Source organism: Vibrio sp. 10N.222.52.B7, assembly GCF_041474275.1.
Classification (GTDB): Bacteria; Pseudomonadota; Gammaproteobacteria; order Enterobacterales; family Vibrionaceae; genus Vibrio; species Vibrio crassostreae_C.
In genome coordinates this window covers 1-306 of sequence record NZ_JBFRTU010000387.1, presented here as the reverse complement: position 1 = coordinate 306, position 306 = coordinate 1, and the positions used below count along the sequence as shown (strand labels likewise).

Here is a 306-nt window from a genome sequence, read left to right as displayed (position 1 = left end):
CCTGTGGTGGTAGACACGCAGGCGCATGGGTTGCTTAACATCTGGCAAATGGCATCGCGCCTGTACCCCGAAAAGAAAAACTGGCTGCTGGTGGATGTGGGAATCGACCAAACGTCGTTAGGCATTATTCCACAAGGTTTGGCACCGTTTTATAAAGATATCGCTTTTGGTACCAAAGATCTTCGCAGCCATGGTGCGACAAGTGATATCGAGAGTGTGTTCGCCACCACTGAAGATACACATCAATTTATTGTTAATTTGATTGAGAAGCTCAAGCGTCAATTACAGCTCTATTCATCAGGAAAT

Annotated in this window: 1 pseudogene; it reads left to right on the top strand. The window is 45.8% G+C overall.

The annotated features are described in order from the left end of the window. Positions 1 to 306, top strand: a pseudogene (locus AB4512_RS23345) (pilus assembly protein PilM); the annotation flags it as partial.